Source organism: Bacillus sp. SIMBA_026, from assembly GCF_046535335.1.
In the GTDB taxonomy this organism is placed as follows: Bacteria; Bacillota; Bacilli; order Bacillales; family Bacillaceae; genus Bacillus; species Bacillus velezensis.
In genome coordinates this window covers 1-270 of sequence record NZ_JAWRWX010000182.1, presented here as the reverse complement: position 1 = coordinate 270, position 270 = coordinate 1, and the positions used below count along the sequence as shown (strand labels likewise).

General features: G+C 57.0%; 1 protein-coding gene. It reads right to left on the bottom strand.

The features are described 5' to 3' along the window. Positions 1-249, bottom strand: a 249-nt coding sequence (locus SB847_RS21120; RefSeq protein ID WP_410578581.1) for an NAD(P)-binding protein, incomplete at its 3' end; no start/stop codon positions are given. Positions 250-270: the final 21 nt, after the last annotated feature.

Genomic DNA, 270 nt, shown 5'->3' with positions numbered 1-270 from the left:
GCAAATTTCAGGTGCCGATGACAACTCATACATCCCGGCGTTATGCCCCGACCCATCAAGGCGATCCTTGCCGAGATCAGTCGATGAAACGCCGTAGCAAGCTGCAGCCTGATGAAGCCGGACAAAGGGGTAAGCGTCATGCCAGTGACCGCCAGGTAAATCGCGCCGATCAACCATCACGACATCGGCGTCAGAGTGCTGTATCAGGCTATCGACAAAGGCCATGCCCGAGGCTCCCGCCCCGACCACCAGATAGTCAGTCTCGATAAC